The organism is Marininema halotolerans, from assembly GCF_900116235.1.
Classification (GTDB): Bacteria; Bacillota; Bacilli; order Thermoactinomycetales; family DSM-45169; genus Marininema; species Marininema halotolerans.
In genome coordinates this window covers 24523-51154 of the sequence record NZ_FPAA01000007.1, presented here as the reverse complement: position 1 = coordinate 51154, position 26632 = coordinate 24523, and the positions used below count along the sequence as shown (strand labels likewise).

Sequence of the window (26632 nt, the reverse complement as noted above, 5' to 3'; positions counted from 1 at the left end):
CATCGGTTCAAGCCCGACTGATGGGTGCAAATTTTGCTAGCAGCCGCTTCACACCGGTTGGTGCAGGGAAAGCAATCGTCAGCTCTGTATCCTCACCACTGCCCTGAACCTTCACTACGGTTCCCACGCCCCATTTGCCATGTTGCACCTTATCTCCGACACTCCAATCGAGATCCGTGTTGGTCGCCGGGCGACTGGTTCCTTGACGTAGCATGGGTTTCTTCAGTACCGCTGAAGGTTTACCGATCAGCTCTAAGAGATGCTCAGGAATTTCCTTTAAAAAGAGGGAGGGCGGATTGGCATTTTGTTTGCCGAAGAGCATCCGTGATCGTGCCCTAGTAAGATATAATTTTTCTTCTGCCCGGGTGATTCCTACATAAGCCAGTCGTCGCTCTTCCTCGAGCTCCTCTGCATCATCGAGGGTTCGACTATGGGGGAAGATCCCCTCCTCCATCCCGACTAGAAATACCTGAGGGAATTCTAATCCCTTTGCAGAATGGAGGGTCATCATGGTAACGCCGACTTCCCCTGCTTCCTCCCCTTCTTCACCAAGGGAGTCCACATCGGAGACAAGGGCCAGATCCGTCAAGAAAGCAACCAAGGTCTTATCTTCATTTTTGGATTCAAATTCATGGGTAACGGAAAGAAATTCTTCAATATTCTCCAGGCGACTTGCCGCTTCCACCGTCTCTTCTTTACGAAGTTCCTCTCGATAACCCGAGCGGCTTAACACCTCTTCCGTTAGTTCACTGGCAGTCAGATACTCCATCATCGCCGATAGTTCACGAATTAACGAGGCAAAGGAGGTTAATGGTTTAATAAACCGGTGCGTCAGACCAATATTCTCTACTTCAAGCAATGCACGAAACAATGAGAGCTGATAACGCTCTGCATAAGCCGCAATCTTGTCAAGGGTAGCTTGTCCCACTCCTCGTTTGGGTACATTAATCACACGTGTCAACGAAAGATCGTCATCGGGATTGACGATCAGACGCAGATACGCCAGCAAATCCTTAATCTCTTTTCGCTCGTAGAATTTCATTCCCCCAACCATTTTGTAGGGAATATTGGATTTGAGAAAAACCTCTTCAATCACCCGAGACTGAGCATTCGTGCGGTAAAGAACGGCAAAGTCGTGATAGGGCCTTCCCGACTGTCGCTGTTTCACAATCGTATCTGCAACAAAATAGGCCTCCTCGTGTTCATTACCGGCTTCGAATAGACAAAGAGGCTCTCCTGAAGGGTTTTGTGTCCAGAGGTTTTTCGCCTTTCTTCCCGTGTTATTCCCAATCACTTCATTGGCGGCATCGAGAATGGTCTGGGTTGACCGATAATTTTGTTCCAGTTTCACTGTGCTCGACATCGGCCAATCCCGCTCAAAGGAGAGGATATTGCCAATATCCGCGCCACGAAAGCGGTAGATCGACTGATCCGAGTCCCCTACGACACAGATGTTTTGATGCTTTTCTGCTAGCATCTTGACCAACATATATTGAACATGGTTCGTATCTTGATACTCATCGACGTGGATATACTGAAATTTCTTTTGATAAAAGTCCAATACCTCGGGGACTTGTTGAAACAACCGTACCGTTTCCAATAAAAGATCATCAAAATCAAGGGATTGGTTCGTCCGTAGTTTATCCTGATACGCCTGATAAATATCGGCGGCCAGTTCTTGATTATAGTTACTAGCGTGGGTCTGAAGCTCCTCTGGCCCCCAAAGCTGGTTTTTTGCATTGGAAATCTGATGAAGGAAGTTGCGAGGAGGGAACTTTTTAGGATCTAGATTCTTCTCCTTCATCACTTGCTTGATCACCGTCAACTGATCCGATGAATCTAAGATTGTAAAATTCCGATTGAAACCAATGCGGTCAATATCCCTCCGCAAAATACGAACACACATCGAATGAAAGGTAGAAATCCAGATATCTTCTGCGATGTCACCTACCAATTGCTGAATACGCTCTTTCATCTCTCTAGCGGCTTTATTTGTAAAGGTGATTGCGAGAATGTTCCATGGATGAATCGCTTTTTCAGAGAGTAGCCACGCCACCCGATTGGTCAAGACGCGTGTCTTTCCACTTCCTGCTCCTGCAACAATTAAAAGGGGCCCCTCTGTTGTTTCCACTGCACGTCGTTGGTCAGGATTTAATCCGTCCAACACCCTTTCTTTTTCCCAAGTTTGTGCCAAGAGTTCTACACCTTCCTTTTCCAATTAAAAATGCCGGCTTATACCGGTCTCTCCTGCTTCTATTTAAAGGACATGCATTGCTTCATCCCAAAAACATCGATGGCATCCACGTTTCCACTTCGGATGGCATTTGGACGTGCCGTATTTCCTTATCCATCAACGGGATCGCACGGGCTTTTCTTTCCCTTCCTATCCCATTGGCTTTCAGCCGTTATGCACCCTTTCCGGCGCCCTTACTTTGCTAAGTACCAGCCCCATTATAACGTACTGTGGAAGGTGGAGAAAGCGATGAGACAATCGTTGTTGCACTTCCTCTCTTTAGTAAACGCATTCCGAATCCACTTTCTTTGGTGACAAGGTGCTGTTTTGACATGCTAAACACCCCCTCATCCTGCCGACCACCATCGGAGGTGATAAGGGGGTGTATTGTAAAGGAAACCCTACTACTTGGTTTCTGTATCCGTTTCCAGTCGATCCAAGGCCATCACATAGCCATCAGTACCATAATGGAGGCATCGTTTTACCCGGGAAATCGTTGCGGTACTCGCTCCTGTATCCGCTTCAATTTGATTATAGGTCGATCCTGTACGCAGCATCCGAGCAACTTCTAGGCGCTGGGCCAGGGATTTGATTTCTCCTACTGTACATAAATCATCAAAGAATTGATAGCATTCCTCGATGTTCTCCATTCGCAAGATTGCAGCAAATAGGTTATCGACTTCTTTTTTGCGTAACTTATCCAGTTGCATCATATCCCTCCCTTCCAGCGGGCACCAACCAATACTACTTTCATCCTTTAAAGTATAGCATTTGGTGCGGCACGTCTAGTCCTTTTTTCTATCTCCATGTTACCTTTTCATTCTCTGGAATGATATTAATCCAAGATTTTCCCGGTATCAGGGGAGCCACTTTGCCATCCATGAGGGGAATGATCCATCCGTCCTCTTCCTTCCAAGCGATTGAAATTCCTTTCCCTTTTTGGAACAGCATCCCGTTTCCACCCTGATCCCAATCAATACGGCGATGCCCAGCTGAATCAATCACCCGTTGAGGGGCCTTGATCACCCAAACATTTTCCATGGTAAGAGGTTCCTTTGTCTCTCGATCCTTTTGTTCAATCCCCTGGGAATAACGAATATAGCGGCCACTCTCTTCATCATAACGATAGCTCGCCTTATAGAGACGATGATATGAGAGATGGACCTCCTTTGCCACTTGTCCCTTTTCCATTGCGCCATTCCTGTTAAAATGATAGGGACTGACAATGGGGTTCTTGGTGATATTCGTAATGGCATTGGCACCCTCGTGAAGCTTTTGCAAATCCGTGTATAAATTGTGTGGGGCTTTGCGAAAATGTACCCGGTAAAATCGACGCGCTTCCTTGTGAATACCATCAAGGCTAGGGAGCTTTTCATCGTTAATTTCTTGCAATGCCGCTTTGGACCCGCCAGCATGCGCCACAACAGCATGACTTCCTTTTGCCATGTCTAAAAAATACGGGCGAACGCTTCGAACGGGTCCCACTGTTCCTTCCATATTACTGTGATAAAAAGCAGCAAAGCGAGTAATTTCTCCCTCTGCCAATGCTTCGATGACCATATCCGCTTTTGATAATCCAGTCTGAGGGCGGGCTGCACGATGGTTATTAATCATCACCATGACGGCGGGGCGGTTCTCTTCTACAAGAGGTTCACCCGTAAAAGGCTCCTTCGTTGTTACCTGTGGCTTCTCCTGCTGTTCATCTTTCTTCCCTTGATTTAAAGATAGATCTTTAGATCCACATGCCGTACCCATGATGACCAACAAGAAGACTCCTACCAACACCCATGATTTTCGAATCATTCCAGCCTCTCCTCCCTCATCCATATCATTTCAACGAAAAAAAGAGTCTTCCTCGCAAGGATTTTGTCAGTTATCCACGTTTTTTGCGTACCTCAATCAATTCCTGCCTTCCTGTCATGTTTTTTAAAAAAAGTGAAGGGTTTACGTTGTATGATTCGTCTAAAGAACGGAAGGTCCCACGAGGAGGTGGCTATGAAAGATGAAGAGCACGGACTCATCCGTGAGATACTAGCAGGAGAGCATGAGTTATATCGAATTCTTGTCGACCGTTACCGCCCTCGTGTCTACTCCGTAGCACTCAAAATGGCTGGGAACAGCGTTGATGCAGAAGATCTTGCCCAAGAAGCATTTATCCGCGCCTATCGCTCACTTCCCAACTATCGTTTTGAATCCTCCTTTTCCACATGGCTTTATCGCATCACTGTCAATCTCGGATTGGACCGGAAACGTAAAACCCAAGTTCAGCCGCTCCCTCCCGAATCTGCCTTGATACAAAACCTTCCCACGGTGGTGGGTCTTCCCGAAACCTCTTTACTGGCTAGTGAAGAGAGTGAACAAGTAAGAACCTGGGTACGCGAACTTCCTGATAAATACCAAAGTGTTGTTACGCGCTACTACTTAAAGCAACATTCCTGTGATCAAATCGCCACGGATCTGGGCATTGCAAAAAAAACGGTAGAGACCCGTCTATATCGCGCCCGAAAACTACTGCAATCCATTGGAAAGCGAGGGATACGATGATGCATAACCACTGTCAAAGGGATCAATTGATGGCCTATCATTTTGGTGAACTCTCGTCACAAGAGGAGCAAACCTTCCACCATCATCTTTCTCAATGTCCCTCGTGCCAAGAGATGCTTCAAGAGATGGAGGGTTTACGGGGGACTTGGGATTTCCCTGACCACGACATTCCGGAACCGGATTCCTTTACCAATCAAGTCATGGACTCGTTGCCTAAAAAAGCACCCACGAAGATCTCCATCATCCCTTTCTGGCGTAAAAAGAGTGCAATCATCCATAGCCTCTCTGCTCTAGCCGCAACCTTTGTGATCTTTTTTAGCAATGGCTTCTATTGGGTGAACCATACATGGTTCCGCTTCTCAACGATCATGGGAACCGTGGGAACAGATCACCACAATCTCTTTCCATTGCTTCAACAACAAGTTGGCAAATTGTTCTCGTAAAAACCTATCTAAAGGAGGAACCTATGGAAAAATCAAAAGTCGGCACCTTTTTCTTCTCCTTTGTTCCTGGCTTGGGTCACTTTTACCTAGGGCTGATGAACCGAGGACTCCAGTTAATGACCGCGTTTTTCGGATTAGCTTTTCTGTTTAATTTTCTCGAATTCTCTCTGAGTTTCTTTCTCCCTATCCTTTGGTTTTATGGCATGTTTGATGCCTTACAACAACATCAGCGATTACGTGAAGAGGGACACCTCGAGGATCACCCTTTTGTCCCATGGAGTTTAACAACCAATCGACAAACCGTCGGACGTTGGATCGGTTGGGTACTGATCGCTTGTGGGATCTTATTACTCATCGATCGTATTCTACCTGAGGTGATCGGCTGGGATACCTATACGATGGTGCGCACCGGTTTAATTGCATTGCTGATGATTGCCATTGGATACCGAATTATCTCAGGCAAACCGATTCTTCCTGCTCAGTCTATGCAAAAAGAGGAGGAGAGGCGTCCATGAGAAAATGGCGAGTTGGCTCGTTATCCTCCGGATTGTTGTTAATCTTATTAGGAACGCTGCTGTTAGCAAGCACCTTTGGTAAGCTCCCGTTTTTAGATACCTTAATCAAATATTGGCCGATTATACTGATCCTATTGGGAGTCGAAGTGCTGGCCTATCAGTTCCTCAAAAAGGAAGGCAAGGTGCAATATGATGGAGTCAGTATCCTCATCATCTTCGTCATCGCAGTCGTCTCTATCGTCTTAATTCCATTTCACGCTTTCCACCTGTCAGATGCCTTCACTCCTATGAAGTCCAAAACGATCGCAAAGGATTACAACCTACCGAAAACCATAAAAAAACTACGGATTAACATTCCAGAGGGAGATCTTATCCTCAGAGGGCAATCGACGAATGACATCCATGTAGACGGCACCTACCCCACTCCAACCGATAGCCCATCCAATCAGGAATTACTGGAGTGGTCCGTTAAAGGAGATATCGCCACCTTACGGATTCGCTCTTCACAAAAAGGGGTACGTTCCCTCTTTTTTGATAAAAAGCCCCAAGTATCCATCGATCTTCCCCAATCACTTGCTTTAGATATTGAAGCGAAGTCAGCCGATCTTGAAGGACGCAATTTAAAGGCTGCCACCACCATTCGACAGAGTATGGGAGATCTTTCTTTAAAACAGATGGACGGCAATCTCACTGTCGACCATGACATGGGTGATGTTCGGCTGAACGATATCAAGGGCTCGATCAAAGTAGAAAATGTGAGTGGTCAAATTCGTGTCGATCATTGCATGGGACCACTTGATCTAAAAAACACCAACGGTGATGTCACGATATATGCGTCAAAACTAAAAGGTGACTGGATGACCTACACTGAAAATGGAAATATCATGTTGTTTCTTACTGAACCGACTGATGCAACCATCCATGGCAACGTATCCTCCGGAGAATTAACCGGAAATGTAAAATGGAAGAATGATCAACTCACCCTTGGATCAGGCAAACACGCTATCCAACTCTCTACCACCAATGGTGAAATTCGTGTCGATACCCCGCATCCATAGATATAAATATAAGACGCCAGATGTTCATCACTCTGGCGTTTTTGTTTTACCCATCAACCAATGCAGCAAAAAACGTCAATAGCAGGTGACAAATAGAATGCATCGTGATACTATATACTACAAATAAGAACAAGCGTTCGAGAGATTAACTCTTGCAGGAGGAATGCTTTCATGACTCTATCCGAAGCAGAAAAAGAGACTGTCATTCAGTTTGATCAAACTGGAGACGAAGCCATCATCTATACAGCGAGCTGGGATATTGCACGCAGTCTCAAACGAGCAGGGTACACTCCTATTAAAAGAGCTGAAGGTGCTTGGTGGTTTCAAATCCCGATAGAGGCTCTTCACATTCAAGGCAAAAAACAAACCCTACAGTTTGCGTAAAAAAATCCCCTAGGTGAGATTTCACCCAGGGGATTTTTATCATGACTTTTGGTTTAGATAGTAGAACCATTTTCTAACTCTTCTTCAGGCAGCAACGCGTCCAACTCCATTTGCTTCTCTTTAATACGGCTAAACTCTCGTTCAAAATCCTTGGTCGATAACCAGATTTTATAGAGAATCGCTACTTCAAATATAAGCAGCCCTGCACAACTAAAAATGATCGTTTCTTTTATAAACCCTAAGATTGGAGCCAGAACAAAAATAAACATCTGAAATTCAATTCCACTAAAAAGGTGCATCCGTATCCGACGATTTAAGAAAAACTCGCGTATCCCAAGATAAAAAGAAAATCGTTTCTTAAAACCCTGTTGAAGGTCAATTTTTTTCTTTTTTTGTAGCAAATCGTCTTCTTCTTCTACTTCTTTCGGTGCTGCGATCTGGTCCAGGGACTCTTCCTCATCCTGGTGATTATCTTCGTCTTCTTCGGGTTTCGCTTCCGACTCTTCTACGATGACACCTGCTTCAATCGCGGTTTTTCTAAGCTTTTTCCGCGCTTTGCGCAATTTACCACGCATATCTCGACGAACCTTAAAGAGGTTTAAGGCATTAATATGACGAGCACAATAAACTGCTAAAAAGAGATACGCCAGATACAAGAAGGATATATCTCCTGTTATTCGGTACTGGCTATAACAGAGTGCTGCGCCACATAAAACCACTCGGATATGATCGAGACTGATATCAAGGAGTACCCCGAAACTAGAACCTGTTCCCTTTAATCGGGCAATTTTACCATCCATACAGTCAACAATAAAACTAATATGATATAGAATCGCACCCGTAACTAACGCCGCATAGTCCCCAAGGTAAAAGCAGTAGACTGCTGATAACCCCAAGATAAAGGAGAAGATAGAGAGTTGGTTCGGTGTGATATTTGTATAGTTCGCCGTCGGAATTACTAAACGAGAGGCCACTGGATCTACCAAAAGCACCGTCCACCAAGCATCTTTTTTCTTATAGGCACTTTTCACTTCTTCTAACGTGTATTTTTGCCGTTCCACGCTCAATGTGAACTCACACTTCCTTCTTTTTTTTCTTCTTAGGCTTTTCCTGCTCGTATTTATCGAGAATTTCATCGATACTACCGATATCCGTTACTTCTCCCTTTTCGAGGAGCAGTGCACGGTCACAAATCGTTCGTAAAGGCTTCAGACTATGGGAGACGACCACTAAGGTTTTCCCTTCATTCCGAAGCTCTTCCATCTTTGCATAGCACTTCTTCTTAAAGTCCTTATCACCAACCGCCAATACTTCATCAATTAATATGATTTCAGCATCAACATGGATCGCAATGGAAAAGCCCAAACGGGACTTCATCCCTGAAGAATAGAATTTAACAGGAGTGTTAATAAAGTCCTCAAGTTCTGAGAATTCCACAATGGAATCATAAACCTCACGAATGCGAGCCCTTGATAAACCAAAGATGGCACAGTTCAAGCGAATGTTTTCTGCCCCAGTCAAATCCCTCGATAAACCCGCTCCTAATTCAATTAACGGAGCCACTTTTCCATTCATCTGCACATGCCCTTGATCAGGCGCAATAATCCCCGATAACACCTTAAACAACGTTGATTTCCCCGCTCCATTTTTTCCAATAATGGCGTAGGATTCCCCCTTCTTCACCGAGAAGGAAACGTTGTGCAAAGCGACAAATTCTTCATAGCGATTTTCCCGCTTTGCTAGTGAAATAAAATAACCTTTTAAGGTCTTATCATATGCTTTACGGAAATGTTTTGTCAGGTTCTCGACGACAATCGCTTCCATGGTCAAATCACTTCCCCCACACGGCGATTTAGCCGCTTAAAGATCAGCCAGAAAACTCCTAGTAAGAAGAAAGTCAAAATGATGACATAGATAATCATGCTCGGTGGAATATGATTTAACCCTTCTTCTGGGTAAAAGATTCCATGGTATCCAGAGATAATAATCGCCATCGGGTTAAAAAAGTATAGCCATGTAAATTCCTGAATCTCTTTAGTTTCCATCACTCTAGAAATTGGATAAATAATAGGGCACAGGTACATCCAACCTCTTAACAACAAATTGACAATAAACTCAACATCCCGATAATACACATTCAACACGGCTACCAAAAATGTACAGGCCAGGGTAAATAAGCACTGCAGGATAATAACTCCTGGCAACCAGAGTAATTGAGCAAATTGCAGGTGTAAATTTGGTGTGAAAATCCCAACAACCAATACCAATAAAAAAGCTGGGACGAAGTTAACTAAATTAGCTAAGAGAATCGTGATGGGAAAGATCTCTCGCGGAAAATAGACCTTCTTGATCAGCGAGGAATTACCCGATAACGCTCGTGTCCCTCTACGGATCGTATTATTGAAAAAGGTCCACGGAATTAAACCAATCAGGATAAACACCGGATAAGCCTCGAGATGATTTTTTCCTGCTCCATCTAAGATAACCCCAAACACAATGGTGTAAATCAGCATTAAACCAATTGGTTCAAGAAGAGTCCACAAGAACCCAAACAGAGAATTACGATAGCGAATTCTCACTTCCTTATGGACAAGGAAATAGAGCAACTCCTTGTACTTCATAATATCTGCAAACATAGGATCTTTACTCCTTATCCGACGGATAAACCGGTCAGGCAATAACGATTTTTCGCCTGGTCGGGGTACACTTCGTCCATAATTCGATCGATCCGATCCTCAGTCAAATTAAACTCATCAAAGATTGTATATCGATCCCGCATCGATGGAGCTTTAACAATGGCGCGGTGCATTTCCTCACGTGTATATCCAAGATCTGCATAGTGAGTAGGTAGACCCAACTTCTCATAATACGGCGTCAGTTTTTCAATCTTTTCCTGCTGACCTTGAAGATACTGGGAGAAAAGAACGCCAATCGCCACCTGTTCACCATGTAAGGCCTTCGCCCCACAATGGTAATCCAACGCATGACTAATTAAGTGTTCGGAACCACTACACGGTCGACTGGAACCTGCAATCGACATCGCAATCCCACTCATAATTAATGCTTCAGCAGCGACTTTCATTAACTGAGATTGATTGAGCTCCGGTCGGTTAAGCAAATTCATAAAGGAATCAACAGCATTATTGGCCATCAGATTCGCAAAAGTATTCATTTCCTCTTTACCTGCTTGATGAGCCAATTTCCAGTCATAAAGCGCCGTTTTGTTTGACAATAGGTCGCCTATACCCGCTGACATCAAGCGAGGTGGGCACGAAGTTAAGACATCCAAGTCAATTACTACGGCTTGCGGCATCTTCACCCCAATGCTGGTCGATTGACTCATCATCTTAATCACAGCAACTGGTGAACAAATTGCATCAGAGGAAATGGCTGTTGGAAAGAGGACAACGGGTACATTACTTCGTGTACCGACCACTTTGGACATATCGAGCGCTTTGCCGCCACCCACACCAAAAATTAAATCCGGTGTATCCTCCAGCACCTGTCGTTCAATATCATTGATGGTATCCAGCTTATTATCCTGACAAGTAAGTACAGATACCTCAGAGGCATAGCCTTCGATCGCGTTAGAAATCTTTTCGGTTACTTTCCGAGTACTTCCGCTCCCACTGATCAATAGAATGCGTGCACCTTGGATCCAACTACCGATAGGACTTTTATACAACTTGGGAATTGCCTCATGTTCAATGATCAACTGGAGTGGGATATGCACTTTTTTTGCCATTCGTAATCTCCTCCCCGTCGATCAGGACAGGACTGTTGCGGCTAGTTTCCGAGCCGTTTCCAAATCATTAAAGTCATCAATCTCTACCCAAGGTAGTCCTTTTGTATCCGTACCCTTAATGACAACATCACTAGCACAAGCTTCATACACATTTTCATACCAAGCATCGGTATCCCCGGCTGCAATCATCTCTTCAGCCATCCGGTATAAGACTGCCAGGTCTTCCTTTGCCAACTTAGAAATGCCAATGTATTCCCCATCCGCTTCAGCAAGACCCATCCGTTTATTGACCTCAAATAAACGATTTTCCTTAAGCTTTACCCGCATAGACTCTTCCGTAACTTCTTTTTGTTGATCAACTAAGATCGAAGTGGGATGCCCATCTTCTAATAGCAAGGAAATCATTTTACCATCAAAGAAATCATCAGAGTTAATCAAAAGAATATCATCACCGATTTCCTTTGTTAACAAAAACGAATAAATGTTATTCATGGTGTCATATTCCGGGTTGTGGATAAATTTAACATTCGAGCCCTCAAAGTGTTCTTGAATCCGTTCCATCTTATACCCACCAAGAATGTGAATATCTTCTTCTTTAAAGCCTGCTTTTAGCACACTTTCTACCTGGTATTGCACAAGGGGTTTCTCCCCCACACGAATCATTGCTTTTGGTTTATCTTCTGTTTCTGGACGTAGACGACTCCCTACGCCAGCCGCAAGAATTACCACTTTCATACCAATCGCTCCTTATTATAGGAATCGTCATCATTAATTTACACAAATTTAATACCGATGAAATCTAACGTAACTTTGATGTGGTAAGATACAATCGTACCATCGTTTTCAAAGCCTGAATGAATAGAAAAGCCATTCCCCATAAACTAATCATGGGAACCTGCCACAGTATTTCTACAACCACTGTGATGGGTAACAACGCAAAAAAACCGGGCATTCCGGTAAAAAAAGCGATCCACTCAAGCCGGGTGGATGCAGTACGCATGTCGCTAACCGGATCATTTTCATCACTTTTCAAATTAATATAGTTGTAAGCGAGTGGCACCAATAGGGCTAATGTCCCTATTAGTGCCGCCAAATAAATCAGAGTAACCATCGATAAGGTTAGATCCGTCTTCCCTAACAACCGATAGATACCCAAAAGCATTCCTACTGTGATGGGGATACTAATCGCTCGGATTAAGGTGTCTAAGAAAACACCCAATTGACTCGTTACTTTTGTCAGCCGAGCCAGTTCACCATCCAAGCAGTCTCCTAGGTAGCCCAAATTATAAGCTACCACAGCACCTAGGAGCCAGCCAACTTCCCCTGTTGCCAGCATCCAGCCACATAACGTAAAAAAGAAGAGGCTCAGCCAACTAACTCCGTTTGGTGTAATGGGAGTGCGGCTTAATGCCACGGTTACATAGATGGAAATTCTTCGCAGTACATACCAAGACCAGATCTCCTCAGATTGACGGGGTTTCTGGCAAATCGATCGATATTGAAGAATTTGCGCAGAATCAACGGGCAATGTTGGTAATTTTTTTGCCATATCGTTCTTCATAGGCCCGTTCATTCCTCCAGTATTGGGTACTTAAGAAACTTGCCGCTGAACCTAATCCACGACTAAAGTGGAGTAAGAAAAAGGACAACATGGACGCGAAGAAATACGTTGGGCCTTTCTTTTTCAGCATACCCCAAGATGAGGCGATCAACAAAGCAAAATAAAGACTACTTAATGCCAGTAACGTACCGAGTGCAATCGCACTAAAGAAAGAGGCAATTCCCAATACCAAGCTCGTCATGACAACACCAAAGGGAATGAGATGTCTCCAGCGTAAAACTCCGCCGCCTCTTTTACTTGCCATCATTGTCCATTTGCCATCTCCAAAGGATTTCTGCAAAAACGTTGATAACGTGTTCCGGACAAAATAAGTGGATTTCACACGGGTCGACAAGAAGAAGGAACCCCCGTTTTTACGAACACGAGCATGCATCTCCAAGTCTTCATTACGCTTTAACTGCTCATCAAAATAGCCAACTTCTTCAAAGACTTCTCGTTTATATGCGGCATAAGGGACCGTGTCAACATAACCCTCCCAATCCTTCTTCGCTGTGCGGAACTTCGAGTTACCCACACCGAAGGGATGAGAATACACATGGGCATTCACTTCTCCCCAAAAACCAGTCCCTACCGTCTTCACCACGCCTCCTACACAGGAGGCTTCTGGCACTTTTTGTGCAGTTTCATAGGTGCGTGATAAGAAATTATCCGGGATTTGGCTATGACCATCCACACGGATCACATAACGCCCACTCGAATGTTGGATACCAATATTCCAACCGGTGGGTAATGTTTTGCGTGGATTTGAAAGGACACGGATCCGTCCAGGATGGCGTTGTACCTTCTCCTCGATGATCTCTGGTGTCCGGTCTGTGGATTCACCATCTACAACGATAATTTCGTACTGTTTCGCAGGAAAATCTTGATGGAGAATCGAATCCAGAAGATTCTCTATATAAGCTTCCTCATTGCGTACAACTAATAAAAAAGAGAAAATAAGTTCAGGTTTCATTATAAGATCACTCCTCTCCCGCAAACGACATACGCAGGCAAATGACCATACAGACATCATAACATGGTACAGAGTTCTCGACAATTGAACAAGCCCAGTTGTTACACATTCTCCACACCTGAGGACTCTGAAAGTTTTGACGAGGGCACAACTTCTATCATACCATTTTGCGGTAGTACATGCATGATATTATTAGTGAATCAAAGGGTACATCAATCATAACGACGGAGGTGAATGATAACCACTCCACTTTTAATTGAATATGAATCGTATACATCTTTTAGCATTTTTTCGAGGTATGATCTTATCTCTTCTTGGGTCAACTAACAAAAAGAATATCGAGGAATCATTGCCATCTTAACTTACTGACATGGAGGAATTGGATCGTGAAATCCCGTTGGTTTACTCCCTTACTCATTGCACTGACACTCGCTAGTATTGCCGTTCATTTTTGGAGCACTAATGAACCCCTTCGTTTTACATTGGCCTCAATATCCCTACTCCTATGGGCTGCCTTATTGGGTAAAGCTACGGAAAGTGTTGCACACTATGCTGGGGAACGTTTGGGGGGCTTTTTAAATGCGACTTTTGGAAATGCTGCGGAATTAATTATTGCGATCTTCCTGGTACAAAAAGGATTATTTGATATGGTGAAGGCGAGCATTACCGGTTCCATTATTGGCAACTTATTACTTGTACTTGGGCTAAGTATTTTTGCAGGAGGGCTCAAGTTTAAAACCCAATCCTTCAATACCCTACTTGCAGGGCATAATGCTTCATTAATGCTCCTTGCCGTTATCGCCCTATTTAGTCCGGCAGCCTTTGACACCCAACTGGATCCATCGGAGATGGAAACTTTTAGCTTGATCATCGCGGGTTTATTAATTGCCAGTTACTTACTGTGGTTAATCTTTTCAATGATCACTCACAAAAAGGAACTTGGGGAAGAGCCAGCTGTGGAAGTTCCCACCAGTGACATCTCTCAAACCTCAGTCGCCCATGAAGAGAAACCTGAATGGACGAAGAATCGCTCCATCTTACTTCTCTTTATCGCCGCTGTCTTTGTTGCTATTCAGAGTGAGTGGATAGTAGGAAGTGTCGAAGCTGTCGCCCATACCCTAGGTTGGTCAGAGCTTTTTGTAGGGGCATTCCTCATCGCCATTATCGGAAACGCCGCTGAACACAGTGCTGCTATCTTCCTCGCCATGCGAAATCGCATCGGTGCCGCTGTTGAAATTGCTGTCGGAAGTAGCCTGCAAATCGCGCTCTTTGTTGCCCCTGCCTTGGTATTTATCAGTCTCCTTTTTGGAAAGACCATGAATCTCACCTTTACGGCGATCGAAATCGCCGCCATTGCGATTGCTGCTTTTATTGCCACCTCCATCTCACGCGATGGTTCAACGAACTGGTTCGAAGGCGTCCTACTTCTTATTGTTTATGCAATTTTAGGCACAGGCTTTTATCTTGTTTAACACTTATGATCGATAGAAGTACCTCCGCCATCCATTTCTATGTTGGACAAACCCTACAAAGGCCTTTTTACTTTTTAAAGCAGCCAAAAATCCGTTCCATCTTGGGTAAATGGATTTTTGGCTGCTTTTTCTTATATAATGGCTGGATCAGGCATGGTGATTTTCCATTATCTCAATAGCCGTGCCACGGTCAAGGAAGACTCATCTGCGGGCGCCCATAATTTTTTATTTGTATCAACATCCTCAACCCCAACTAACTGCGCACCCCTTTGGAGCCAATATGATAAGGGGTGATCTTGCTTAATTTCATCGAATCGATCCTGAGGAAAAAGCACTAACCCTTTTACATCATCGCCAGGGGACATCTTGTCCCAACTGATCCTTTCTTCTACTAAAAACATCGCAAAATAGATATAGGGACCGCAGGGTAACCCTTCTTTATATGGTCGCTTGGGAGATGGATTCTTTTTACGTTGAAATAAAAATGGAGCAATTTCATCTGCCACTTTCACCTTTTCAATTAAACCCGTGTCGATATCATGATAATAAGTCACTGGCGAATGAATCAATGTTACTTCAGTTGACATTTCCTCCCTCGCTTCCCGAAGCGCACACTCCCAAATCGTCTCATTCGGTTCTTGTCCACCTCCCACTGCACCCACCCGCCAAGAATTCTTCATTCTCTCGTTGGGTAACCCATCCTCGTTTAAGGTAATGACGATGCCTAACCCTTGTTTTATAATCACTCCCGCACAGAAGGGCTGTTGATTTGTCAAAGCTTCGAGGTTAATCACCGGCATATCGATTCTCTTTCACTCCCCTCTCTGGCTACGAAATTCTTTCTCGTTTCTTAATTACGCTTTAATGTTAATTTTTCAATATATATTATATACTATGTTAATGAAATCAAAAGAATCAGTAAATAAACACTCATAGCACTTCAATCTCTATAACAGGAGGAACCTTATATGGATACACCCGTTCATATTCAACATGCACCCTCTCATATTGTAGCCACTTATCGTAACGAAAAAATGGTGTTGCCACAAGCTGTTCAAGAAAGAATTGATCGCTTTTGGATGGCTGAAGTAAGCAGAGGTAAAAAATTGACTAGGGGTCCTGTCTTTGCTGTTCATCAATACGAGCAGATGAAAGACGGTACTCATATTCAATTAGCAAATACCGATTACGCACACTACTTGTACACTATCACTAACAAAGATTTTGTAAGTAGCCCCTATGCTTGTCGGGTAGTACATACCGCCGCTCTCGTACAAACCTTAGACCATTGCTTTGTGATTGGCGAAATGGCATCTCATAACGCCCATGCTAATCGTTTACAACTGGTGGCTGGCGGACTGGATACCGTTGATATTAACGATGGGCATGTCGATTTTAAAAGAAGTATCGTCAGGGAACTAAATGAAGAGGTGGGTATCTCACTGTCTCATATCCAAAGAATTGAATCTAAATATCTCAAAACCGGAGGAGATTTTGGTTCAATCGTACTCATATTTGATGTTCAGCTTCGTACTAAAGCTAATGAATTACAAAAACAATACCATGAATATACTTTCCAGTTACTCAAACAAGGGGAAAAACCTGAGTTCTCTGATTTATTGACCATCCAAAGGGAATCCAACGTGATCAAACAATTCATCCACAACGACCCCAGAAAGAAAGTAGACTATCTGATCCCTATATTAGAAATGGCTACTTCTCCTCATTCTTTAATATAATGAATCGTCTTGTCAATTAAATTATGTATATTGAATAATACCTAATTGTTATAATGAAAATATTCAACCAAAATACTTTGTATACCCCATGCACATTCCAAGCATAATATCCCTTAGACTTGAGTCAATCGAATTGTTGTACGCAAACCAATTCCGCATTAATCAAACACCAAAATTAAATACAAGTATTTGGAGGTATTTCCTATTGAAACATATCACCATTCAAAAAATTACCCCGCAGTACTGGTGCGTCACCTTTGATAATCCACCGCTAAATTTGGTGAACGTAGATACCTACACGGATTTATTGAACTTACTTGATGAAGTAGAGAATGATTCAGAAGTGAAAGTGCTCGTATTTGACAGTGCCAATCCAGATTTTTTCCTCGCTCACTTTGATGTTGCTCGTGCTGCAGAAAAAGTGGACAAAACGATCCCCTCAGAATTGCCGGCTTTTATTGATATTGCGACTCGATTAGAGCGATCTCCTGTTGTCAGTATCGCTAAGATTCGCGGCAGAGCTCGCGGGGTGGGAAGTGAGTTTGCTCTTGTCTGTGATATGCGATTTGCAAGCCTGGAGAAAACCATCCTTGGTCAGCCTGAGGTGGGTACCGGTGTGATACCTGGAGGGGGTGGGATCGAAAGGCTTTCTCTCTTAGTTGGACGTGCGCGCGCCTTGGAAATTGTCCTGGGGGGAGAAGATTTTCATGCACCGATTGCCGAACGTTATGGCTGGATTAATCGAGCCATTCCTGATGATGAATTAGACTCTTTCGTTGATCGATTTGCTCACCGTTTATCCACCTTTGATCAACAAGCATTGAAGGAAGCCAAACGATTAATTAACCGTAGCGGACTTCCTGATGTGGGTCACCTCTTAGAAACCCTACAAATTTTCCGTTCTGCATCGACTTGGCAAGGAGCGCAAGAACGTATCCCCCGTGCCCTTAAAAAAGGATTAGGACAGCCCGGCGACTTTGAACTTCGTTTTGGTGATTATTTAAATGAATTGTAGATTTGCACATGTGTGACCTCTACCCATCATTTTTGAGAAGGGTTGTCCCCCATGCTGCTTACCGTAATAAAAGGAAGCCACTTAATTAAGTGGCTTCCTTTTATTAATGGGTCATTCCGTTAAAATTAGTCTCTCAAAACCTCTATCTTTTGTTTAACCTGCGGCGCAATGAAATAGTACCCTTCATCTAAGCTGAAGAGGTACTTGTAAAGGATTCATATACTTAGCGTCTAACAACCATAAGTACACCCGGTGACGCCAACTCTATCCCTTCTCTACTGCCTCTGCCGCCTTCGCCCCAATATCCTTGCGATAGTGAACCCCATCAAATTGGATATTGTTCGCCTGCTGATATACTTTCTCCCGCGCTCGGGTCAGATCAGCGCCTAGAGCGGTGATGCCAAGCACACGTCCGCCTGCGGTTAACCACTTTCCATTTCGGTAGATTGTCCCACTATGAAAGAGGATGGAATCAGAAGACTTGCTTTCCTCCAAGCCTGTAATGACAGCTCCCTTTTCATAAGATCCTGGATACCCTTTGGATGCCTGGATCACGCAGATTGCTGCCTCTTTCCTCCATGATAACTGAGTTGAGTGAAGTTCCCCGTGAACCGTCGCCATCAATACATCGACGAGATCGTTTTCTAGGCGAGGCAAGACCACCTGGGTCTCAGGATCCCCAAAGCGCGCGTTAAATTCAATTACTTTCGGTCCCTCTTCCGTCATCATTAAGCCTGCATAGATAACACCCAGATAATTAATGCCTTCGGCTTTCAACCCTTTTGCCATCGGAATCAGGATGGTGTTGATTGCTTCATCGACCAGGGAATCCGCAATTTGAGGAACTGGAGAGTAGGCTCCCATTCCCCCCGTATTCGGACCTTGATCCCCCGAAAAGACCGGCTTATGATCTTGGGCGATCACCATTGGACGCAGGGTTTCTCCATCCAAGAATGCCATGAGTGAAATCTCTTGCCCCATTAAATATTCTTCAATGACAATTTGTGCACCGGCTTCACCAAAGGCACGCTCATCCATGATTTCACGAATCGCTTGTTCTGCTTCCAAAAGAGTATGAGCAACCGTTACTCCTTTTCCCGCAGCCAGTCCATCTGCCTTGACGACAATGGGTACCCCCTGTTCCTGTACATAAGCAAGAGCCTCTTTCGCTTCAGTAAAGGCGCGATAGGTCCCAGTGGGAATCTGATACTTCTCCATCAATTCTTTGGCGAATCGCTTGCTTCCCTCTACTTTAGCCGCGGCTTGATTGGGTCCAAAGATCTCAAGTCCTCGACTGGTAAAGGCATCCACGACCCCTGCCAATAAAGAAGCCTCTGGTCCTACAACTGTCAGATCAATCTCCTTCTCTTCAGCAAAAGCGAGTAATCCCTCGATATCGGTGGCAGATAAGTCGGAGATACATTCCGCCATTTGTCCAATCCCACTATTACCCGGTGCACAATAGAGCGCTGTGACTTTCGAACTTTGCTTTAACTTCCAAACAAGTGCATGTTCCCTACCTCCACTACCAATCACTAGAATCCGCAATGATTTCCCCTCCTACACCATGATCCAGCCAACTTTATTCTTCCAAGAGAACCTACGCACCTCTAAACAACATCGAGCTTGTCCCATAAGGAAGGGTGATGGGCGACTTGCGCCCGCTTCCCCTTGTTATTTAAAAAAAAGACTGATTCCAAACAACAGGATGGTACAAATTATGAAAACAAATGCCCAATCCTCCCGTGTGATCCCACTTTGCGACTGCCGATGCACACTGGGAATTGACATCACTCCGCTTGAGATAAGAGCAAATAAGAAAAAGACGCCCCCTGCCATTCGCAGGCTGTATTGCCATGAATCCGGGACATATAAACCTGTGACTGCCGCCAACAACATAAGTGCTCCCGTGATCATTACGAGGGCGACCGACCATCGAATGACATGCATGACAAGACCCTCCCTCGGCATTCCGTGGATTTATATATACGCCAGAGAGGGTCTAGGCGTTAATGCTTGAAATGACGGGTCCCTGTAAAGATCATGGTGATGCCATGTTTGTTTGCTTCATCAATGGATGCTTGATCTCGGATGGATCCACCGGGTTGGATTATGGCTGTGATTCCCGCTTCTGCTGCCTTTTCAACGGTGTCTGCCATCGGGAAAAATGCATCGGATGCAAGAGCTGCCCCCTTTGCTTTTTCCTTTGCCTGTTGAATGGCAATGCTAGCAGCCCCCACACGATTCATCTGACCCGCACCGATCCCGATAGTACGCCCTTCTTTCGCTAGGACAATGGCGTTGGATTTCACATGCTTCACTACTTTCCAAGCAAAGAGAAGTGCTTCCCACTCTTGATCCGTTGGGTTTCGCTTTGTGACGACCTCACACTCTGCCTTGGTAACCGTTTGTTCATCGGCACTTTGAGCAAGCATCCCCCCACGAACGGACTGCAACTGTAGCGAAGAAGCTCTGCCTTGAGCATCCTCATTCCAACGCAAAAGACGTAGATTTTTCTTCTCTTGAAGGATCAAAAGTGCTTCGTTAGTGAATCCAGGTGCAAGAATGATCTCGAGAAAAATCTCCTTCAACTGTAAAGCGACATCTTGGTCCACTTCGCGATTCAAAGCAACGATTCCACCAAAAATCGAGACAGGATCGGATGCAAGTGCCTTCTCCCATGCCTCCAACAATGTGTTCCCACTGCCCACACCGCAAGGGTTCATATGTTTAACCCCCACTGCCGTCGGTTCAGCGAACGCCATCACCATTTCCAATGCCGCATTGGCATCATTAATGTTGTTATAGGAGAGTTCCTTCCCATGGAGTTGCTCAGCCGTAGCAATGGACGGGCCTTTTGCTAAGGGTTCTCGGTAGAATGAAGCCGTTTGTTGAGGGTTTTCTCCGTAACGAAGGGATTGAACTTTTTCATAGGTTACCGTGAGGGAATCCGGTGATTCTTCCCCTACTTCTTCGGTCAAGTAACCCGCGATCACAGCATCATAGGCAGCAGTATGACGGAAAGCTTTCGCCGCAAGACGACGACGTGTAGCCATATCGACGCCATCTCTTCCCTGCTGGATCACTTCATGATAATCAGATGGATCCACCAGTACCGTCACATAACGATGATTCTTTGCCGCTGCTCGCACCATGGAGGGCCCACCGATATCAATTTGTTCCACCGCCTCCGAATAGGACACATCGGGTTTGGCAATGGTTTGACGAAAAGGATATAAGTTCACAACAACCAAATCAAACACCGAAATTTGCCGATCTTCTAATTGACGACGGTGACTCTCTTCATCACGAACAGCAAGAAGACCCGCATGAATGCGGGGATGAAGGGTTTTCACGCGCCCATCAAGGATCTCAGGGAATCCTGTCACCTCTGACACACCGATAACAGGAATTCCCGCTTCAGCTAGCTGGCGTTTGGTTCCTCCTGTGGAGATAATCTCGACTCCCCGCGATGCGAGAGCCTGTGCCAATTCTACTACCCCAGTTTTATCAGAAACACTGATGAGTGCACGTCGAATCGGTTGCAATGGGTAATCCTCCTTTAAAATGACCACCATGGTGACAAGGGATGAACAATACGAATGATGACATGTAAAGATAAGGCCTATCTTCTAACCCTGGGACTATCGGAAATCTTTCCGGTTAATAGTTTATACATGGTATTGGGGTACAGATGATGCTCGACAAACTGAACTTTTTTCATCAAGGTATGAAGATCATCCCCTGGTTCGACAAGAACGGGTTTCTGGTCAATGATGGGTCCCGTATCCATCCCTTCATCCACCCAATGCACTGAAACCCCTGTCCAGCGCACCCCATAATCCAGCGCCTTTTCAATCGCATCCTTGCCTTGAAAAGCGGGAAGGAGGGATGGGTGGATATTTAAAATTCGCCATGGGTAGGCTTGCAATAACGTCGGGCCAATTAGTCGCATGTATCCCGCTAGGAGAATCCATTCAATGCCTTGCTCTTGTAAACATGACAAAATTGCTTTTTCATACGCTGCTTTATTCTCATAGTGACGAGGGAGTATAGTGACCGCTTGCACTCCCAGTCGCTCTGCTCGCTCTAGTACACCTGCGTCGGGTTGATCACAAATCAGAAGGGAAACTTCTTCGGGCCATTTTTTACGAGATTGTTCAGTGAGCACTTCAAAGTTGCTTCCACTTCCCGATGCAAACACCGCAATACTCATCGCCTCATCCCTCCTGACCACATAAAGGGCTCTTCTCCCTCTGACACACGACCCATAAGCGTTGCCTTCTCTCCTAATGCTGAAGCGGCTTCACATGCAGCCTCCGCTTCCTCCCAGGGGAGGCAAAGTACCATTCCAATCCCCATATTGAAGGTCCGATAAAGGTCCTCATCCTTCAACGAACCCTGTTCCTTAATCACTTTAAAAACCGCAGGGATTTCCCAGGAACCTTCCCATACTTGTGCACAAAGCCCCTTGGGCAACATTCGGGGAACATTCTCCACAAGCCCTCCACCCGTGATATGGGCGGCCCCTTTGACCGTAAACTGTTTAATCAATTGGTGAAAGGATCGCACATAGATTCGTGTTGGTGTTAAAAGCTCATCACTCCAGGTGTGTTCTCCCCATGGGACCGATTCATGAAGACGATGGATATGCTCCTCCTCATCCCCCAGTAGAACCCGTCTTACCAATGAAAAACCATTGGAGTGGAGACCATTTGAAGCCAAACCGATTAGGGCATCCCCTGGTTGAATGGTTCTACCGTCAAGAAGTTGATCCCTTTCGACGGCCCCAACGCTAAATCCGGCAACATCATATTCCCCTTTGGCATACATCCCGGGTAGCTCGGCAGTCTCTCCACCAATTAAGGCACACCCCGCCTCTTGGCACCCATCGGCAATTCCCTTCACGATTTGTTCGACTTGCGTTGGAGAAAGTTTGCCTGTGCCTACATAATCCAAAAAGAAGAGGGGTTCTGCTCCCTGCACAATCAGGTCATTCACGCACATGGCAACACAATCAATACCAATGCTATCGTGACGATCAGTGATAAAAGCAAGCTTTAACTTCGTTCCAACCCCATCCGTCGCCGCAATGAGAACGGGTTCCTTATAGCCTTTTAAAGCAAACATGCCACCAAAGCCGCCTAGACCACCCAGCACCTCTGGACGGTTTGTGCGTGCGACATGTTTCTTGATTCCTTCGACTGCTTCATTACCGGCATCAATATCCACACCGGCTTGCCGATATGCTTCACTCATCGTTTTCCCTCCACAGCCAGGGATTCTTCTTCATCAATTTTCGTAGGGTAACGACCGTTAAAGCAGGCGAGGCAATGGCCATGGTGTCCATTCTCTACGGGACGATCCACTGCTGCGAGTAACCCTTCTGGACTGAGGAAGGTCAAACTATCGGCACCGATCACCTGACAGATTTCTTCAATGGAATGGGTCGCCGCTATCAATTGCTGACGATTAGCCGTATCGATTCCATAAAAGCAAGAGTACTTCACTGGTGGAGAACTGATCCGAACATGAACCTCAGTTGCTCCAGCATCCCGAAGCATATTCACAATTCGGCGACATGTGGTTCCACGTACGATGGAATCGTCAATCATCACCACACGTTTTCCTTCTACCACTTTACGGACGGCTGAAAGTTTCATCTTCACGCCTTGTTCACGCAAATGCTGACTCGGTTGGATAAACGTTCGGCCTACATAACGATTTTTAATGAGTCCAAGCTCATAAGGAATGCCTGCTGCTTCCGCAAAACCAATTGCTGCCGAAATACTGGAGTCTGGTACCCCTGTGACAACATCGGCTTCCACTGGTGCCTCTTCATATAACTTTTGACCCAGCCGTTTACGAGCGGAGTGAACATTGATTCCATCGATATCGCTATCAGGACGGGCAAAATAAATATATTCAAAGGAGCACACCGCTTTAGGCGCAGGAGCGGTAAAGCGTGTACTTCGCATCCCATCATGATCCAAGCACAGCAGTTCTCCCGGTTGTACAGCCCTTACAAATTCAGCACCAATCGTATCAAAGGCACAGGTTTCAGAGGAGAAAACCACCGAATCCCCCAACATCCCCATAGACAACGGACGTAATCCATGAGGATCCTGTGCGGCGAATAACCGGTTGTTGGTGAGAATCAGTAGCGCATAGGCACCTGTCAACTGATTGAGTGCATCCTTAATCGCCCCTTCCAAATCCCTTGCCGTGGAACGAGCAATTAAGTGAAAGATCACTTCGGTATCCGAGGTGGTATGAAATACGGCTCCTGCCTTTTCCAACTCTTCTCGTAATCGATGAGCATTGACGAGGTTGCCATTGGTTGCCACCGCCATTTGTCCCACAACCGAATGATGGAAAACCAGCGGCTGTGCATTGGTTAGCATGCTTTCTCCCGTCGTTGAGTACCGAACATGCCCGATGGAACTGTTCCCTTCAAGACCCGCCATAATATCCGGGGTAAACACCTCATTAACCAGCCCCATACTTCGATGATATCGAAACCCGTCTCCATTGGTAGCAACAATGCCTGCACTTTCCTGGCCGCGATGCTGGAGGGCATGGAGCCCATAGTAGGTTAATTGAACCGCATCAGGGTGCTGTAGGATACCAAACACCCCACACTCTTCCTTTAGTTCGTCAAAGACGCATTCATCGCGCATGGGATTGCCTCCTCCCAAATGGTTTGCAGGCGACTTACTGGCTGAGAAATCACCTCTGATCCATTGATGGTGATCGAGAGTCGATCCCCCCGAACTTCACCCAGTTGACACCATGGCACACCTTTCTCATCCGCCATCGAAATCGCTTTGGCTACAGACTCCTTTGGTAAGGAGAGTAACACCCTGGACTGGGATTCACCAAAGAGATATGGAATGGTCTCAAGGTCCGTTTTCACATCCATGTGAACCCCTAAGGCATTGGCGAAGGCGGCTTCCGCAAGGGCAACCGCTAGCCCACCTGTTGAGAGATCATGAGCGGATGAAACCGTTTTCGTCTGAATCAAGTGAAGGACGGTGGATTGGAGCGCTTTTTCCGCCTCCAGGTCCAACACCGGTGGCCGGCCAGAGATCGATCCTAACACTTGTTGCTGAAGTTCACTTCCCCCAAGCTCCCCGCGATTCGATCCCAGCAATAGCAAGACATCGCCGGCTTGCTTGAAGGACTGTGTCGTTATATGCTCTTGGCTCTCCACCAATCCCACCATGCCAACGACTGGGGTCGGATGGATGGCCACACCCTTGGTCTCGTTGTAAAGACTTACATTCCCTCCAACGACCGGCGTTGCCAGTTGCCGACAAGCCTCTCCCATCCCATCAATGGCATTTTCCAATTGCCAAAAAACTTCTGGTTTTTCTGGATTGCCAAAGTTAAGGCAATCCGTGATCGCAAGGGGACGTGCTCCTGCACAGACCACATTTCGCGCTGCTTCAGCAACCGCGCTGGCTCCACCTACCCAAGGATCTAACTTCACATAACGACTATTGCCATCCACTGACATGGCGAGGGCTTTATCAAACCCATCGAGCACGATCACCGCCGCATCCGAACCAGGGCGAACAGCCGTCGAGGTACGAACCATGGAATCATATTGTTGATAAACCCATCGTTTACTTGCCAAACTAGGCGCCCTAAGTACCTGCTGTAATGCATCGGTCGCATCGAGGTGGTGCAGGTCTTGATGGGAAGCCGTAGTACCATCGCGATAGGAGGATGGCTCCTCCCCTTGACGATAATTAATCGGCGCATCATCAACGAGCGTATTGACTGGCATATCGGCTACACACTCACGGTGATGGAAAATACGATAGCGGTTCCCCTCTGTGACCCGTCCAACGACGGCAGAAGGTAGCTCCCACTTATCGAGCACTTCTTTGACCTCTGCTTCACGCCCTTCTGCTACAACGAGCAACATCCGCTCCTGGGATTCGGATAACATAATCTCGTACGGGGTCATCCCGACTTCCCGTTGGGGCACATCATCGAGGTAGAGATCAAGCCCCACTCCACCTTTTGCTGTCATTTCTGCACTGGAGCAGGTCAATCCAGCGGCTCCCATATCCTGAATGCCAAGCAAGATTTCCTTTTGTACAAGTTCAAGGCAGGCTTCCATCAACAATTTCTCCATAAATGGATCCCCCGCTTGAACAGAAGGTCGTTTTTCCTCTGAGGCATCAGACAACTCTTCCGAAGCAAACGTCGCGCCATGGATCCCATCCCGTCCCGTACTTGCGCCAACATAAATTACTGGATTACCGATCCCTTTAGCAACCCCTTGCTGAAGATCTTCATGATCAATAATGCCTACGCACATCGCATTCACCAAAGGATTTCCCTCATAGGTGGCATCAAATTCCACCTCACCACCCACTGTAGGAATTCCTACGATATTTCCATAATGGGCAATCCCCGCCACCGCTTGTTCGAAAAGATAGCGTACACGCGGGCTTTCCAACGGACCAAATCGCAAGGAATTGAGTAACGCCACCGGGCGAGCCCCCATGGAAAAAACATCCCGGATAATGCCACCCACACCGGTTGCTGCCCCTTGAAATGGCTCAACCGCGGTTGGATGGTTATGGCTCTCAATTTTAAAGACAACTGCCTGCCCGTCACCGATATCGATCACACCGGCACCTTCACCGGGCCCTTGCAGAACCCGAGGACCATCTGTGGGCAATCGTTTTAAAAGGGGTTTCGAATTTTTATAACTGCAGTGCTCTGACCACATCACACTATAGATTCCCAATTCTGTCCAGTTGGGCAACCGTCCCAAATGATGCTGGACTTGTTGATATTCTGAGGGTGTAAGGCCAAGCTCACTAAAAAGTTGACGATCCCGGATCTCCTCTGGTGTCGGTTCCATTCCCATTGTTGTCTCTTTACTCTTCTG

General features: G+C 45.7%; 27 protein-coding genes. 8 read left to right on the top strand and 19 right to left on the bottom strand.

Annotated elements, in window-relative coordinates; all coding sequences use genetic code 11:
- Positions 1-7: 7 nt before the first annotated feature.
- From pcrA to CHX35_RS10180, 4 genes are all read right to left on the bottom strand, one after another.
- Positions 8-2194 carry a DNA helicase PcrA gene (gene pcrA / locus CHX35_RS10190; protein ID WP_091837425.1) on the bottom strand — a complete coding sequence of 729 codons (2187 nt, stop codon included), beginning with the start codon at positions 2192-2194 and terminating at the stop codon, positions 8-10.
- Between the two features lie 241 nt (positions 2195-2435).
- Positions 2436-2567, bottom strand: a complete 132-nt coding sequence (locus CHX35_RS18035) for a hypothetical protein (protein WP_281252077.1) — start codon at positions 2565-2567, stop codon at positions 2436-2438.
- Positions 2568-2637: 70 nt separating this feature from the next.
- Positions 2638-2943, bottom strand: coding sequence for a YerC/YecD family TrpR-related protein (locus CHX35_RS10185; protein ID WP_091837171.1), 306 nt, complete (start codon positions 2941-2943; stop codon positions 2638-2640).
- 88 nt (positions 2944-3031) lie between these two features.
- Positions 3032-4036 carry a DUF3048 domain-containing protein gene (locus CHX35_RS10180; RefSeq protein WP_176392019.1) on the bottom strand — a complete coding sequence of 335 codons (1005 nt, stop codon included), beginning with the start codon at positions 4034-4036 and terminating at the stop codon, positions 3032-3034.
- 192 nt (positions 4037-4228) lie between these two features.
- On the opposite strand from CHX35_RS10180, the gene CHX35_RS10175 reads away from it, so the two are divergent.
- The 5 genes from CHX35_RS10175 (at position 4229) to CHX35_RS10155 (ending at position 7177) form a co-directional block, all read left to right on the top strand.
- Positions 4229-4777, top strand: coding sequence for an RNA polymerase sigma factor (locus CHX35_RS10175; protein ID WP_176392018.1), 549 nt, complete (start codon positions 4229-4231; stop codon positions 4775-4777).
- Complete coding sequence (locus CHX35_RS10170; RefSeq protein WP_176392017.1) at positions 4777-5220, top strand: anti-sigma factor family protein; 444 nt, start codon at positions 4777-4779, stop codon at positions 5218-5220. Before CHX35_RS10175 ends, CHX35_RS10170 begins: the two co-directional genes overlap by 1 nt.
- A 23-nt stretch (positions 5221-5243) precedes the next feature.
- Entirely contained in the window at positions 5244-5735 is a 492-nt protein-coding gene (locus CHX35_RS10165; RefSeq protein ID WP_091837164.1) for a hypothetical protein, read from the top strand.
- Positions 5732-6793 carry a DUF4097 family beta strand repeat-containing protein gene (locus CHX35_RS10160; protein ID WP_091837162.1) on the top strand — a complete coding sequence of 354 codons (1062 nt, stop codon included), beginning with the start codon at positions 5732-5734 and terminating at the stop codon, positions 6791-6793. The genes CHX35_RS10165 and CHX35_RS10160 overlap by 4 nt, the downstream gene beginning before the upstream one ends.
- Before the next feature lie 171 nt (positions 6794-6964).
- A complete protein-coding gene (locus tag CHX35_RS10155; RefSeq protein ID WP_091837160.1) occupies positions 6965-7177 on the top strand; it encodes a hypothetical protein in 213 nt (70 codons plus the stop codon).
- A 53-nt stretch (positions 7178-7230) separates the two neighbouring features.
- On the opposite strand, the gene CHX35_RS10150 is transcribed toward CHX35_RS10155, so the two are convergent.
- The 7 genes from CHX35_RS10150 to CHX35_RS10120 form a co-directional block, all read right to left on the bottom strand.
- On the bottom strand, positions 7231-8238 hold the full coding sequence (locus CHX35_RS10150) for a CDP-alcohol phosphatidyltransferase family protein (protein WP_245838764.1): 1008 nt from the start codon (positions 8236-8238) through the stop codon (positions 7231-7233).
- 13 nt (positions 8239-8251) lie between these two features.
- The gene (locus CHX35_RS10145) at positions 8252-9001 is read right to left on the bottom strand and encodes an ABC transporter ATP-binding protein (protein WP_091837423.1); all 750 of its coding nucleotides are present in this window, start codon (positions 8999-9001) and stop codon (positions 8252-8254) included.
- 2 nt (positions 9002-9003) lie between these two features.
- On the bottom strand, positions 9004-9813 hold the full coding sequence (locus tag CHX35_RS10140; protein WP_091837156.1) for an ABC transporter permease: 810 nt from the start codon (positions 9811-9813) through the stop codon (positions 9004-9006).
- 14 nt (positions 9814-9827) lie between these two features.
- A complete protein-coding gene (locus CHX35_RS10135) occupies positions 9828-10922 on the bottom strand; it encodes an iron-containing alcohol dehydrogenase family protein (RefSeq protein ID WP_091837155.1) in 1095 nt (364 codons plus the stop codon).
- 21 nt (positions 10923-10943) lie between these two features.
- A complete protein-coding gene (locus tag CHX35_RS10130; RefSeq protein WP_091837153.1) occupies positions 10944-11657 on the bottom strand; it encodes a phosphocholine cytidylyltransferase family protein in 714 nt (237 codons plus the stop codon).
- Between the two features lie 64 nt (positions 11658-11721).
- Positions 11722-12483, bottom strand: coding sequence for a CDP-alcohol phosphatidyltransferase family protein (locus CHX35_RS10125; protein WP_176392016.1), 762 nt, complete (start codon positions 12481-12483; stop codon positions 11722-11724).
- Complete coding sequence (locus tag CHX35_RS10120; protein ID WP_091837149.1) at positions 12440-13495, bottom strand: glycosyltransferase family 2 protein; 1056 nt, start codon at positions 13493-13495, stop codon at positions 12440-12442. Before CHX35_RS10120 ends, CHX35_RS10125 begins: the two co-directional genes overlap by 44 nt.
- 386 nt (positions 13496-13881) lie before the next feature.
- Here CHX35_RS10120 and cax point away from each other — a divergent pair, with 386 nt between their 5' ends.
- Complete coding sequence (gene cax / locus CHX35_RS10115) at positions 13882-14967, top strand: calcium/proton exchanger (protein ID WP_091837147.1); 1086 nt, start codon at positions 13882-13884, stop codon at positions 14965-14967.
- Positions 14968-15134: 167 nt separating this feature from the next.
- Here cax and CHX35_RS10110 read toward each other — a convergent pair whose 3' ends face one another.
- Positions 15135-15767, bottom strand: a complete 633-nt coding sequence (locus tag CHX35_RS10110) for an NUDIX hydrolase (RefSeq protein WP_091837145.1) — start codon at positions 15765-15767, stop codon at positions 15135-15137.
- Positions 15768-15935: 168 nt separating this feature from the next.
- Here CHX35_RS10110 and CHX35_RS10105 point away from each other — a divergent pair, with 168 nt between their 5' ends.
- Positions 15936-16706, top strand: coding sequence for a hypothetical protein (locus tag CHX35_RS10105; RefSeq protein ID WP_091837144.1), 771 nt, complete (start codon positions 15936-15938; stop codon positions 16704-16706).
- Between the two features lie 205 nt (positions 16707-16911).
- Positions 16912-17721, top strand: coding sequence for an enoyl-CoA hydratase/isomerase family protein (locus CHX35_RS10100; protein ID WP_217895879.1), 810 nt, complete (start codon positions 16912-16914; stop codon positions 17719-17721).
- 264 nt (positions 17722-17985) lie between these two features.
- Here CHX35_RS10100 and purD read toward each other — a convergent pair whose 3' ends face one another.
- The 7 genes from purD to purL form a co-directional block, all read right to left on the bottom strand.
- The gene (gene purD, locus CHX35_RS10095; RefSeq protein WP_091837140.1) at positions 17986-19269 is read right to left on the bottom strand and encodes a phosphoribosylamine--glycine ligase; all 1284 of its coding nucleotides are present in this window, start codon (positions 19267-19269) and stop codon (positions 17986-17988) included.
- A 126-nt stretch (positions 19270-19395) separates the two neighbouring features.
- Positions 19396-19671 carry a hypothetical protein gene (locus CHX35_RS10090; RefSeq protein WP_091837139.1) on the bottom strand — a complete coding sequence of 92 codons (276 nt, stop codon included), beginning with the start codon at positions 19669-19671 and terminating at the stop codon, positions 19396-19398.
- A gap of 59 nt (positions 19672-19730) precedes the next feature.
- Positions 19731-21299: a bifunctional phosphoribosylaminoimidazolecarboxamide formyltransferase/IMP cyclohydrolase gene (purH, locus tag CHX35_RS10085; RefSeq protein ID WP_091837137.1), complete on the bottom strand. Its 1569-nt coding sequence runs from the start codon at positions 21297-21299 to the stop codon at positions 19731-19733.
- 47 nt (positions 21300-21346) lie between these two features.
- Entirely contained in the window at positions 21347-21937 is a 591-nt protein-coding gene (gene purN, locus CHX35_RS10080; RefSeq protein WP_091837136.1) for a phosphoribosylglycinamide formyltransferase, read from the bottom strand.
- Entirely contained in the window at positions 21934-22980 is a 1047-nt protein-coding gene (gene purM, locus CHX35_RS10075; protein ID WP_091837134.1) for a phosphoribosylformylglycinamidine cyclo-ligase, read from the bottom strand. The genes purN and purM overlap by 4 nt, the downstream gene beginning before the upstream one ends.
- The gene (gene purF, locus CHX35_RS10070) at positions 22977-24401 is read right to left on the bottom strand and encodes an amidophosphoribosyltransferase (protein WP_091837132.1); all 1425 of its coding nucleotides are present in this window, start codon (positions 24399-24401) and stop codon (positions 22977-22979) included. The genes purM and purF overlap by 4 nt, the downstream gene beginning before the upstream one ends.
- Positions 24371-26611 (bottom strand): phosphoribosylformylglycinamidine synthase subunit PurL, encoded by a 2241-nt coding sequence (gene purL, locus CHX35_RS10065; protein WP_091837422.1) that lies wholly within the window; start codon positions 26609-26611, stop codon positions 24371-24373. The genes purF and purL overlap by 31 nt, the downstream gene beginning before the upstream one ends.
- Positions 26612-26632: the final 21 nt, after the last annotated feature.